The 10,472-nt window shown below is 58.4% G+C and carries 14 protein-coding genes; 5 read left to right on the plus strand and 9 right to left on the minus strand.

Going from position 1 to position 10,472, the window contains the following annotated elements; all coding sequences use genetic code 11:
- The 9 genes from hisD to B3Y70_RS02400 form a co-directional block, all read right to left on the minus strand.
- Nucleotides 1-1,290: histidinol dehydrogenase (gene hisD, locus B3Y70_RS02360; protein WP_288589123.1), on the minus strand; the 1,290-nt coding region annotated here is incomplete at its 3' end.
- A 26-nt stretch (nt 1,291-1,316) separates the two neighbouring features.
- Nucleotides 1,317-1,961 (minus strand): ATP phosphoribosyltransferase, encoded by a 645-nt coding sequence (gene hisG, locus B3Y70_RS02365; RefSeq protein WP_011786147.1) that lies wholly within the window; start codon nt 1,959-1,961, stop codon nt 1,317-1,319.
- A gap of 29 nt (nt 1,962-1,990) precedes the next feature.
- On the minus strand, nt 1,991-3,253 hold the full coding sequence (gene murA, locus B3Y70_RS02370; RefSeq protein ID WP_022992001.1) for a UDP-N-acetylglucosamine 1-carboxyvinyltransferase: 1,263 nt from the start codon (nt 3,251-3,253) through the stop codon (nt 1,991-1,993).
- Nucleotides 3,254-3,272: 19 nt separating this feature from the next.
- Nucleotides 3,273-3,521, minus strand: a complete 249-nt coding sequence (locus tag B3Y70_RS02375; RefSeq protein WP_014422100.1) for a BolA family protein — start codon at nt 3,519-3,521, stop codon at nt 3,273-3,275.
- A gap of 60 nt (nt 3,522-3,581) precedes the next feature.
- Nucleotides 3,582-3,899 (minus strand): STAS domain-containing protein, encoded by a 318-nt coding sequence (locus B3Y70_RS02380; RefSeq protein WP_199452328.1) that lies wholly within the window; start codon nt 3,897-3,899, stop codon nt 3,582-3,584.
- Complete coding sequence (locus tag B3Y70_RS02385) at nt 3,896-4,549, minus strand: MlaC/ttg2D family ABC transporter substrate-binding protein (RefSeq protein ID WP_199452329.1); 654 nt, start codon at nt 4,547-4,549, stop codon at nt 3,896-3,898. Before B3Y70_RS02385 ends, B3Y70_RS02380 begins: the two co-directional genes overlap by 4 nt.
- Nucleotides 4,550-4,575: 26 nt before the next feature.
- Complete coding sequence (mlaD, locus tag B3Y70_RS02390) at nt 4,576-5,025, minus strand: outer membrane lipid asymmetry maintenance protein MlaD (RefSeq protein WP_199452330.1); 450 nt, start codon at nt 5,023-5,025, stop codon at nt 4,576-4,578.
- A gap of 20 nt (nt 5,026-5,045) precedes the next feature.
- Nucleotides 5,046-5,828: a lipid asymmetry maintenance ABC transporter permease subunit MlaE gene (mlaE, locus tag B3Y70_RS02395; RefSeq protein ID WP_199452331.1), complete on the minus strand. Its 783-nt coding sequence runs from the start codon at nt 5,826-5,828 to the stop codon at nt 5,046-5,048.
- The gene (locus B3Y70_RS02400) at nt 5,825-6,637 is read right to left on the minus strand and encodes an ATP-binding cassette domain-containing protein (protein ID WP_286895539.1); all 813 of its coding nucleotides are present in this window, start codon (nt 6,635-6,637) and stop codon (nt 5,825-5,827) included. Before B3Y70_RS02400 ends, mlaE begins: the two co-directional genes overlap by 4 nt.
- A 174-nt stretch (nt 6,638-6,811) precedes the next feature.
- Between B3Y70_RS02400 and B3Y70_RS02405 the strand changes: the two genes are divergently transcribed.
- From B3Y70_RS02405 to lptB, 5 genes are read left to right on the plus strand one after another with little or no spacing between them, the layout of a single operon-like run.
- A complete protein-coding gene (locus tag B3Y70_RS02405) occupies nt 6,812-7,801 on the plus strand; it encodes a KpsF/GutQ family sugar-phosphate isomerase (RefSeq protein ID WP_011786155.1) in 990 nt (329 codons plus the stop codon).
- On the plus strand, nt 7,801-8,370 hold the full coding sequence (locus B3Y70_RS02410; RefSeq protein WP_199452333.1) for a KdsC family phosphatase: 570 nt from the start codon (nt 7,801-7,803) through the stop codon (nt 8,368-8,370). The genes B3Y70_RS02405 and B3Y70_RS02410 overlap by 1 nt, the downstream gene beginning before the upstream one ends.
- The gene (lptC, locus tag B3Y70_RS02415; RefSeq protein ID WP_199452334.1) at nt 8,367-8,966 is read left to right on the plus strand and encodes an LPS export ABC transporter periplasmic protein LptC; all 600 of its coding nucleotides are present in this window, start codon (nt 8,367-8,369) and stop codon (nt 8,964-8,966) included. Before B3Y70_RS02410 ends, lptC begins: the two co-directional genes overlap by 4 nt.
- Nucleotides 8,950-9,516, plus strand: a complete 567-nt coding sequence (lptA, locus tag B3Y70_RS02420) for a lipopolysaccharide transport periplasmic protein LptA (RefSeq protein ID WP_199452335.1) — start codon at nt 8,950-8,952, stop codon at nt 9,514-9,516. The genes lptC and lptA overlap by 17 nt, the downstream gene beginning before the upstream one ends.
- Nucleotides 9,494-10,219, plus strand: a complete 726-nt coding sequence (gene lptB / locus B3Y70_RS02425) for an LPS export ABC transporter ATP-binding protein (RefSeq protein ID WP_199452336.1) — start codon at nt 9,494-9,496, stop codon at nt 10,217-10,219. Before lptA ends, lptB begins: the two co-directional genes overlap by 23 nt.
- Nucleotides 10,220-10,472: the final 253 nt, after the last annotated feature.

Genomic DNA, 10,472 nt, shown 5'->3' on the forward strand with positions numbered 1-10,472 from the left:
GTACTCCGCTGAACGTGCGTGCGCTGTCAGACCTTCGCCACGGGCCAGAACCGACGCTACCCGCCCCATACGGTCGGCACCCTGAGCGGTAAAGCCAATCAGGGAGGAGCGCTTCTGGAAATCGTACACGCCCAGAGGTGAGCTGAATCGCGCGGTACCGCTGGTGGGCAATACGTGATTCGGGCCCGCGCAATAGTCACCCAGGGCTTCGGCCGTATGCCTGCCCATGAAGATCGCACCGGCGTGGCGGATGTCGTCCAGCATGGCCTGCGGATCTTCTACTGAGAGTTCCAGGTGCTCCGGTGCAATGCGATTACTCACTTCCGCGGCTTCTTTCAGATCTGCCACCTGAATCAGAGCACCCCTTCCCAGCATGGAGGTGCGGATAATCTCTTCTCGCTCCATGGTTGGCAGCAGCTTGTTGATACTGGCTTCCACGGCATCCAGGAAGTCTGCGTCCGGGCTGACCAGAATGCTCTGGGCATGCTCGTCGTGTTCGGCCTGGGAAAACAGGTCCATGGCGATCCAGTCCGGGTCGGTCTTGCCGTCACAGATCACCAGTATCTCCGAAGGGCCGGCAATCATGTCGATACCGACAACTCCGAAGACTTCGCGCTTGGCGGTGGCCACGAAGATGTTACCGGGGCCGACGATCTTGTCGACAGAGGGCACCGTGTCCGTGCCATAGGCCAGCGCGGCCACGGCCTGGGCGCCACCGATAGTAAACACGCGGTCTACCCCGGCAATGGCGGCCGCTGCCAGCACCATGTCATTCACCACACCATCCGGGGTCGGCACCACCATGATAACTTCAGACACACCAGCGACTTTGGCCGGAATCGCATTCATCAGTACCGACGAAGGATAGGCCGCCTTGCCACCCGGCACGTACAGACCGGCGCGATCCAGCGGCGTTACCTTCTGGCCCAGCACGGTTCCGTCTTCGTCCTGGTATTGCCAGGATTGCTGATTCTGGCGTTCGTGGTAGTCACGGATGCGTCCCGCCGCTTTTTCCAGACCCTCACGCTGATCCTGGGGAATTCGGTCCAAAGCTGCCTGCAAACGGCTTTTATCCATTTCCAGCTCAGCCATGGAGCCAACGTCCAGGCGATCAAACTTGGCCGTAAACTCCAGCACCGCCGCATCGCCCCGGGTCTTCACCTCGTGCAGGATATGCCGAACCGACTCATTCACCTGATGATCCACACTGTCGTCCCAGGCCAGCAGCTGGGCCAGCGCACTGTCAAAGTCGCTCTGGGTGGTGTTCAGTCTGGTGATTCTGTCGGTCATTTTTCAGATCCTGTCTTGGAGTAACACTACGAATCGCGGCGTCGTTCAACGGCCGCGGACATCTTCTCGATTATGGGGTTTATCTGGCCGTGTTTCATCTTCATGGAGGCCCGGTTAACCACCAGTCGGCTACTGATGTGGTCAATCAGTTCTCTTGGCTCCAGCCCGTTGGCCTTGAGGGTATTGCCGGTATCCACGATATCAACAATCTCATCGGCCAGGTTCAGGATCGGTGCCAGTTCCATGGCTCCGTAGAGCTTGATGATATCGGCCTGCCGGCCCTGAGCCGCATAATAGCGCCGGGCCAGGTTGACGAATTTGGTGGCAACACGAATCCTGCCTGCCGGTGGCTGCTCGCCTTTTTTGCCTGCGGTCATCAACCGGCAACGGGAGATGTTCAGATCAAGCGGTTCGTAGAGGCCGTCGCCACCGTGCTCCATCAGAACATCCTTACCTGTAACGCCCAGATCGGCGCCACCGTATTGAACATAGGTGGGCACATCGGTCGCCCGGATGATCAGAATCCGCACGTTCGGGTCGGTGGTGGGAAACACCAGCTTGCGGGACTTTTTCACGTCGTCGACAAGCTCAATGCCCGCTTCCGCCAGCAGCGGCAGGGTTTCTTCCAGAATGCGACCCTTCGACAAGGCGATGGTGATGGAATCTGTCATGTATCCTTCCGGGTTCCCGTTGGTCAAATTCAGGCTGGCAGACGGCGGATGCTGGCGCCCAACAGCTGCAACTTCTCTTCAATGCACTCATAACCACGGTCAATGTGGTAAATGCGGTCAACAATGGTATCGCCGTCTGCCACCAGGCCGGCGATCACAAGGCTAGCCGAGGCCCGCAGGTCGGTCGCCATGACCGGAGCCCCGGTCAGATGTTCGACACCCTTGATGATGGCAGCGTTACCCTCAAGGGTAATGTCTGCGCCCATCCGGATCAGTTCCTGCAAGTGCATGAATCGGTTTTCAAATACGGTTTCGACGATGGTACCTGAACCCTCGGCCACCGCATTCATGGCCGCAAACTGAGCCTGCATATCCGTGGGGAACGCCGGATAAGGCGCGGTCCGCAGGCTGACTGCCTTGGGCCGCTTGCCTTTCATATCCAGTTCAATCCAGTCCGGGCCGGTCGTGATGTGCGCCCCCGCCTCTTCCAGCTTGAGCAGCACCGCTTCCAGGATATCTTCCCGGGTATCTTTTACTTTCACCCGGCCACCAGTCGCAGCCGCCGCCACCAGGTAGGTTCCGGTCTCGATCCGGTCCGGCAACACGTTGTAGTGGCATCCGTGCAGGCGCTCCACACCATTGATTTCAATGGTCGCGGTACCGTGGCCTTTGATATCGGCACCCATGGCGATCAGGCACTCAGCCAGATCCACCACTTCCGGCTCGCGGGCCGCGTTTTCGAGGATGGTTTTACCCTCGGCGAGCGCAGCTGCCATCATCAGGTTTTCGGTACCCGTTACGGTGACCGTATCCAGGAAAATGTGGGCACCCTTCAACCGGCCATTGGTCTTGGCCTTGATGTAGCCATTCTCCACCTTTATGTCGGCACCCATCATTTCCAGACCGTGGATGTGCAGGTTAACCGGCCGGGTACCGATAGCACAGCCACCCGGCAGGGAGACTTCGGCTTCGCCAAAATGAGCCACCAGCGGGCCGAGCACCAGTATGGAGGCGCGCATGGTCTTTACCAGCTCGTACGGTGCATGGAAGTGCTTGATGGTGTTGGCGTGCACTTCAACACTCATCTTTTCGTCAATGAGCAGCTCCACCCCCATGCGACCGAGCAGCTCGATCATGGTGGTAATATCGTTCAGATGCGGCAGGTTGCCGACGGTGACCGGCTCATCCGCCAGCAGTGTCGCCGCCAGAATGGGCAGGGCCGCGTTCTTGGCACCGGAAATGCGAATTTCGCCATCCAGGGGCTTTCGACCCCTGATCAATAGTTTGTCCACGGTAATTATCCTGTTCGGTTCAGGCGCCGGCCTGCTGATCGGCCCACTCGCTCGGGGTAAAGGCTTTCGGGTGAAGGGCGTGAATGGTGCCGTCCATGACATGCTGGAATAGCACCTTGTTGATCATTTGCTGCCGTTTGATGGTGGGCAGTCCCTCAAATACGTCACCCACCACCACAACAAGATAGTGGTTGCCATCAACCTGTACCTGAACCTCGCAACCGGGCAGGGCTTCTTTGACAAGTTCGGTAACCTGGGCGGCGTCCATAAGGATTCCTCGACTAAGTTGAAATCAGGGGCGGAATTGTAACCAATTCCCGGGCGCCGGTCAGCTGTACTCGGCAAATCCGGGAATCTGATCCTGAAGATTACTGAGTGCGGCCAGAGAACGAAGTCGCTCACTGGCGCCTGTGAAGGAGAGATGGCAATGTCGGCTTAGCGCCAGACGCTGCCAACATAAAAGCATCGAAAGCACCACACTGTGGGCGGTGCCAAGCCCCGACAGATCAACCTCAAGCGTGCCGTCGGCCTGCTGGATTTCCTGCTCGCCCTGCTTGCGCAGTGCCAGGACCGTGTCGGCATCGACATCGCCGGTTACGCGAAGGGTTGCGCCATCCCGAACGATGCCCGGCGCACACTCACTCATGAACGATCCACCTGCTCGTCCAGATTCAGGGCCTCAACCGCATCACCCCAGCCGTCAATCACCGCCTGGACCTGGCCGCGATTCTCTTCCATTTCCTGGGCAAAGCGATCCCGGAAGGCAAGACCGATGTTAACGCCCTCTACGATGACGTTCTCCATCATCCAGCGGTCGTCGCCTGTCCGGTACATCGAGTAAGTGACCGGATAACGGTTGCCGGAGGCACTGATCAACTCCATTTCTACTGAAGCGCGATCCTCATTCTGAGGAAGGATGGTGGCTTCCTTGACGATGATCTCGAAATCTTCCGCGGAAACCAGGGCCTGGGCATAACTGTCAAACAGGCTGCGCTTGAACTTCTCGACAAAAGCATCCCGCTGCTCTGGCGTGGTCTGGCGGGCATATCGCCCCATCACTCGGGCAGCAATCCGGCGAAAATCGACAAACTCCTGAAGGGTTTCATCCATGCTGGCATAAAACGCCTCAGGATCCTTTTCGTACAACCCTTTCTCGGCATTGAGCTTCTGCACCAGCTTCTGGGTGTTCTCGTCCACGTAACGTTTCAGATCCTCCTCCGGCCCTGCGCAGGCCTGACCCACCACCAGGGCGAGCATGGCAATCATCAACGTCAAACGGTGTTTAAGGGCACTCATTACTTTCTCCTGTGCATGGCTCTGGCTCAGCGGCCGGAGGCAAAGTTACTGATCAGCCGTTCCAGATTCATGGCAGACTGGGTGGAATAAAAGGTATCCCCCGGGTTCAGCGATTCCAGATCTCCGCCAATCGATATATCAATGTACTGCTCCCCCAGCAGTCCGGATGTACGTATTACTGCTGCACTGTCGGCCGGGATGTTATCAACCTCGGCATGGATGGACATGGTTACCCTCGCCTGGAAGGTGTCCCTGTCCAGGGTGATGGATTCAATAGTACCGACAGTGACACCGGCCATGGAAACCTTGCCACGGGGCGTCAGGCCTCCGGTATCGTTGAAATTCGCGTACAGCGTGTAGGTCTGCTCCGCGGATTTCGGCGACAGACCGCTAACCTGCAGTGCCAGAAACATGAGCGCGGCCAGGCCGGCAATCATGAACAGCCCAACAATGATTTCTATGCTTCTCTGTACCATGAAAGGCTCCCTGAATCCTGTTAAAAATCACCGAACATGACGGCGGTGAGTACGAAATCGAGACCGAGCACCGCCAGCGATGAGTACACCACAGTTTTGGTGGTCGCCGAACTGATACCTGCGGAGGTGGGCACGCAATCATAACCCTGGTAGACCGCAATCCAGGCACACACGAACCCGAACACCACACTCTTGATAAAGCCGTTGAGCACGTCGTCCACAAAATCGACGGAGGACTGCATGTTGCCCCAGAAGGAACCTTCGAACACACCCAGCCACTCCACGCCGACCAGCATGCCACCGTAAATCCCGACCACCGAAAAAATCATGGCGAGTACCGGCATGGCGAGAAAACCGGCCCAAAGTCTTGGAGCAATGACCCTGCGCAGAGGATCCACCCCCATCATTTCCATGCTGGAAAGCTGTTCCGTCGCCTTCATCAACCCGATTTCTGCCGTCAGGGCGGATCCTGCACGACCGGCAAACAGCAGGGCGGTCACCACCGGCCCCAACTCTCGCACCAGCGTTAAGGCAATCATCTGGCCAATCGCCGACTCCGAGCCGTAGTCACTGAGAATGGTATAACCCTGAAGCCCTAGCACCATCCCGATGAACAATCCGGAGACCACCACAATCGCCAGTGACAACACGCCGACTGCGTAGAGCTGTTTGACCAGCAAGGGAAAACCTGTAGCAGGCCTGGGGACTCCTGCCAGCACACCGAACAGAAACTGCCCGGAACGACCAAAGGAGGCGATGATCGCAAGCCCGAGACGACCCAGGCCGGCAATACGATCCATCATGAAGACAGCCCTCCCACACCAAAATCAGCCGCCGCATCGCCACTCGGGTAATGGAACGGCACCGGGCCATCAGGCTGCCCTTCAAGAAACTGCTGAACCCGCTCAGACGGATGTGCCCGCAGCTCCTCGGGAGTGCCCTCACCGATCACCTTGCCGTCGGCAATAATGCAGGCGTAATGGCAAATACTCAGGGATTCCGGCACGTCGTGCGACACCAGAACGCTGGTTAGCCCCATGGAACTGTTGAGATCCCGGATCAGCTTGACCAGCACGCCCATGGCAATCGGATCCTGCCCGGCAAAGGGTTCGTCGTACATGATCAACTCCGGGTCGAGTGCGATACTGCGGGCCAGTGCGACGCGCCGGGTCATGCCACCGGACAACTCTGAGGGCATCAGCTCTCTGGCACCACGCAAGCCCACCGCCTCCAGCTTCATCAGAACAATGTCCCGGATCATATCCTCGGGTAATGACGTGTGCACCCGCAGCGGGAAGGCAACGTTCTCGTAAACACTGAGATCGGTGAACAGCGCGCCACTCTGAAACAGCATGCCCATCTTCTCGCGCAGCTGGTAGAGCGCCTTGCGCTTGAGCCCGGGCACGTCGTGGCCTGCCACATTCACCTGGCCCGAATCCGGGCGAAGCTGACCTCCAATGAGCCTGAGGAGCGTGGTTTTACCGGTACCACTGGGCCCCATGATGGCAGTCACCTTCCCTTTGGGAATATCCAGACTGATTCCATCAAAAATCCGGCGCCCGGAACGGGAAAACACCACATCCCTAAGTGTTATGTACGCAGATGACTCCATAATCCATCCCTTTCAAGGAGCGCCTACATTATGACAAGCTCTCCCAGACCTCAATTAAAGCAACGTAAAATGTCTTGATGGCAATGATCAGAATCCCTGATGCAGGCGAGCCGGGGGCACCAGAAGTGATATACTTCGGCCTCAAATCCCAGATCGAGCAGACAGCCAGCCGACATGACCGAATCAAATACCTTCAACACCCAGGACTTTTGCAACTCGGCCCTACGGGCAATCCGCATCGAGCGCGAAGCCATTGAAGCGCTGGAAAGCCGTATAAACGGTGACTTCAGCCGCGCCTGCGAGGTCATCATGGCCTGCAAAGGCCGGGTTGTGGTGACAGGTATGGGCAAATCGGGGCACATCGGCAACAAGATTGCCGCCACGCTCGCCAGCACGGGCACGCCCGCCTTTTTTGTTCATCCCGGCGAAGCCAGCCATGGCGATCTGGGCATGATAACACCCCAGGATGTGGTCATCGCCATATCCAACAGCGGCAGCACCAGCGAAGTGGTCACCATTCTCCCTCTGATCAAGCGCATGGGCGCGCCATTGATCAGCATGACAGGCAAACCCGATTCCGTACTGGCACAGGAGGCCGTTGCCAACCTGGATGTCAGCGTGGCCATTGAAGCCTGCCCCCTGGGCCTGGCACCCACCTCCAGCACCACCGCCACCCTGGTCATGGGGGATGCCCTGGCCGTGGCGCTGCTTGAAGCCCGGGGATTCAGCGCCGAGGATTTCGCGTTCTCCCACCCCGGCGGCAGCCTTGGACGCCGCCTGCTGCTGCGGGTATCCGACATCATGCACACCGGTGACCAGATTCCTCAGGTTGCCGAGGGCACAACCCTGAGCGGGGCACTGCTGGAAATAACCCGCAAGGGCCTGGGTATGACCACGGTCGTTAATGCCGCCGGCACCCTGACGGGCATCTTCACCGACGGCGACCTGCGCCGGACCCTGGACAAATCCGTGGATGTGCACACTACCCCCATCCAGGACGTGATGACCCGCAACGGCAAAACCATCCGGGCAGACCACCTGGCGGCAGAAGCCTTGAATATCATGGAAGAAATGAAGATCAACGCCTTGCCGGTTACCGACGCAAACGGCACCCTGGTGGGCGCCATTAATATGCACGACCTGCTGCGGGCCGGAGTGATTTGATGACTCAGACAGCGCATCCGTTACAAACCCACTGGGACGCAGCCCTGAAGGCCAAGGCATCGGGCATTCGCCTGATCGCCCTGGATGTGGACGGCATCATGAGCGATGGTCGCCTCTATTTCAGTGCCAGCGGCGACGAACTCAAGGCCTTCAACATTCTTGACGGCCTGGGCCTGAAACAGCTGATGCAGGCAGGCATCACCGTGGCGGTGATTACCGGACGACGTTCTCCCCTCACGGAAAAGCGAATGTCGGATCTGGGCATCCCGCATCTGATGCAGGGTCGCGAAGACAAGAAGGTCGCATTGCTGGAACTGATCCGGGATATGAACCTTGAGCCGGAGCAGATTGCCTACATGGGCGACGACCTGCCCGACCTGCCCGCGCTGCGTTTTGCCGGCCTTGGCATCACGGTACCCAACGGCTACTGGCTGGTTCAGCAACACGCCGACTACTGTACCCGCAGCCACGGTGGACAGGGCGCTGTGCGCGAGGCCTGCGATCTCCTGCTCTGGGCTCAAGGGCACCTGGACACCACTCTTGCTCCCTATCTGGACGAGCCAGCATGATCACCGAGCGGCTTTTCGGCGATCGTGGCAAACGGCGGGTTACAACCCTGGCCCTGGCCGTCACCGTAACAGCAACCGTTTTTTTGCTGTGGCAAAGCGACGAGCCTGTCAGCTCACGGAATGCCGCCAGCGACCTGCGGGGGCCCGCAGAACCCGACGGCTTTGTGGTGGGCGGCCAGTACCGTGCATGGGATGAGCAAGGCAACCTCCAGATTGATCTCACAAGCCCCAGAATTGAACAGTTTGAAGAAACCGGCACGGCTCATCTGGACACGCCGAGAGCCCGGCTTTTCAGTGAGGGCAGCCCCGAACCTTGGCTCATCGAGTCCAATGAAGGTAGCCTTCAGCAGAACAATGAAAAGCTGGAACTTACGGGGAACGTCCGGTTGACCCGACAGTCCGAAGGCCGCGAAGCCGTTCTCGAAACCGAGGCACTGACCCTGGACAACAGCAACGGCACCGTCTACACAGACCATCCGGTGTCCATCACCGAGCCTTTCGGCGTCACCCGCTCCACCGGCATGAAAGCCTGGATCGACGAACGCATTCTCGAACTCAACTCCCGGGTAGAGGGACAATATGAAACCGTCAGGTAAACGATCTTTCTGCCGGCCAGTGATTCTGGCCATGGCATTGCTGGCCGGCCCTGTATCGGCATTCAATCTGGATTCAGACATCCCCATCAAGGTCAGTGCCGATTCTGCCCGCCTGGACGATAGCGCCGGTACGGCCGTTTACACCGGCGCTGTCGAACTGATTCAGGGCGAAACCCGGCTGGAAGCGGATCGGGTGGTACTTTACCGGAACCAACAAGGTGTCAGCCGGATTGAAGCCGCCGGCAACCCCGCCCATTACCGGCAACCTGGCCAGGAAGGCGAAGGCATGACCGATGCCAAGGCCCTGAACATCACCTGGTCTGGCGATGAAAACCTGGTCATTTTTGAAAGACAGGCCGTCATCGAACAGGGTGGCAACGTATTCCGGGGCGATGTCATCCACTACGACACCGTTCGCCGCGTTGTTACTGCGGAAGGCGGCACGCCATCCGACGGCGGCTCCGGCCGGGTGGAAATGGTGATTCAGCCTCGTAATTCAGCTCAATCCAGTGACGGGAAAGGTTCGGATGGCAGTTCTCAGGGCCAGTAATCTGGCAAAAAGCTACAAGCAGAAAAAAGTGGTGCTGGACGTTTCTCTGGAAATTCGCTCCGGCGAGATTGTCGGCCTGCTCGGCCCCAACGGCGCCGGCAAGACCACCTGCTTCTACATGATCGTGGGCCTGGTGCCTGCGGATCACGGCCGGATCACCATCGACACCCAGGACATCACCCCGCTGCCGATGCATGGCCGCGCCCGCAAGGGCATCGGCTACCTGCCCCAGGAAGCCTCCGTGTTCCGCAAACTGACCGTACGGGACAACATCATGGCCATCCTCGAAACCCGCAAAGGCATGAGCCGGGCGGAACGGGACGCCAAGCTGGAAGAGTTGCTGGAAGAGTTCCACATTACTCACATCCGGGACAGCGTGGGTATGGCACTATCCGGCGGCGAACGCCGCAGGGTTGAAATCGCCCGGGCGCTGGCCATGGAGCCTGCCTTTATTCTGCTGGACGAGCCCTTCGCGGGCGTAGACCCCATCTCAGTGAGTGACATCAAGCACATCATCCGGCACCTTCGGGACAAGGGCATCGGGGTCTTGATCACCGACCACAACGTTCGGGAAACCCTCGACATCTGCGAGAATGCCTACATCGTTTCCGGAGGCCACATCATTGCCTCCGGCAATGCCGAAGCCATTCTGGCAAACCAGCAGGTGAAAGAAGTATATCTGGGCGACGAGTTCCGGCTCTGACCTGATAAAACAGGGTTTATCCGAGGCCTGATTGTTTTGATGATCTGTAGCAAGTAAACTCGGCAAAAAACTTGCTTATACTGTCTACAGACAATGGCAAGTAACCAGCGTACAACATTTTTTTCGGCCTGTGCGCCGGCAAAGCAACAACCGGGATGCCCACGAGTTATGGATCTTGAGCCATGGTTATGAAAGCCTCATTACAGCTTAAGCTGGGCCAGAGTCTGACCATGACGCCCCAGCTGCAGCAGGC

Origin of the sequence: Marinobacter sp. UBA5687, assembly GCF_002420325.1 — a bacterium.
GTDB classification, from domain to species: Bacteria; Pseudomonadota; Gammaproteobacteria; order Pseudomonadales; family Oleiphilaceae; genus Marinobacter; species Marinobacter nauticus.

Bases quoted from the DNA above. Each gene is read 5' to 3' on its own strand.
- B3Y70_RS02410 (WP_199452333.1), top strand. From the start codon at position 7,801: ATGACTCAGACAGCGCATCCGTTACAAACCCACTGGGACGCAGCCCTG.
- lptA (WP_199452335.1), top strand. From the start codon at position 8,950: ATGAAACCGTCAGGTAAACGATCTTTCTGCCGGCCAGTGATTCTGGCC.
- hisG (WP_011786147.1), bottom strand. From the start codon at position 1,961: ATGACAGATTCCATCACCATCGCCTTGTCGAAGGGTCGCATTCTGGAA.
- B3Y70_RS02380 (WP_199452328.1), bottom strand. From the start codon at position 3,899: ATGAGTGAGTGTGCGCCGGGCATCGTTCGGGATGGCGCAACCCTTCGC.
- B3Y70_RS02375 (WP_014422100.1), bottom strand. From the start codon at position 3,521: ATGGACGCCGCCCAGGTTACCGAACTTGTCAAAGAAGCCCTGCCCGGT.
- B3Y70_RS02385 (WP_199452329.1), bottom strand. From the start codon at position 4,549: ATGAGTGCCCTTAAACACCGTTTGACGTTGATGATTGCCATGCTCGCC.
- mlaD (WP_199452330.1), bottom strand. From the start codon at position 5,025: ATGGTACAGAGAAGCATAGAAATCATTGTTGGGCTGTTCATGATTGCC.
- B3Y70_RS02405 (WP_011786155.1), top strand. From the start codon at position 6,812: ATGACCGAATCAAATACCTTCAACACCCAGGACTTTTGCAACTCGGCC.
- lptC (WP_199452334.1), top strand. From the start codon at position 8,367: ATGATCACCGAGCGGCTTTTCGGCGATCGTGGCAAACGGCGGGTTACA.
- lptB (WP_199452336.1), top strand. From the start codon at position 9,494: ATGGCAGTTCTCAGGGCCAGTAATCTGGCAAAAAGCTACAAGCAGAAA.
- B3Y70_RS02400 (WP_286895539.1), bottom strand. From the start codon at position 6,637: ATGGAGTCATCTGCGTACATAACACTTAGGGATGTGGTGTTTTCCCGT.
- mlaE (WP_199452331.1), bottom strand. From the start codon at position 5,828: ATGATGGATCGTATTGCCGGCCTGGGTCGTCTCGGGCTTGCGATCATC.